General features: G+C 45.7%; 1 protein-coding gene. It reads left to right on the top strand.

What is annotated here, in order from left to right; all coding sequences use genetic code 11:
• Positions 1–516: penicillin-binding transpeptidase domain-containing protein (locus AC27IT_RS28285; RefSeq protein ID WP_487092337.1), on the top strand; the 516-nt coding region annotated here is incomplete at both ends.

The following is a 516-nucleotide window of genomic DNA, read 5'->3' as shown; positions in this document are numbered from 1 at the left end:
ATGATGAATTCACTCAGCTGGTGTCTGAATCAGAAGGCTTTGATAAACGCCTTCAAAAAGCATCAGGAAAACAAAAAGAAAAGATCGAGAACGAGCTGTCCGCAAGAGTCAGCACGCTGATGAAAGACGGCGTGAAAATTTATACTGCGCTTGATCCGTACATGCAAAATCAAGTTGTGGCACAAATGAATTCCAAGCTCCCATATGCGGACGTACAGGTCGGAGCGGCTGTGATTAATCACCAGACGCATCAAATCATCGCTCTATCCGGCGGGAAAAACTATCAAAAATATGACTTTAACCGCGCCTACCAGGCGTACAGGCAGCCGGGTTCATCCATTAAGCCGCTTCTTGATTACGGCCCTTATATTGAACAGACCGGCGCGACAACAAGCAGCACCATTGATGCCAGCAAGTTTTGCAGCAAAGACTACTGTCCGCAAAACTACAATAATCGCACTTACGGCACAGTGACGTTTGATACGGCGTTTAAAAATTCATATAATACCCCAGCTA

This window comes from Brevibacillus sp. YAE8, from assembly GCF_057543335.1.
Note: the sequence above shows the minus strand (reverse complement) of the source record. Positions and strands in the feature narration are given on the sequence as shown.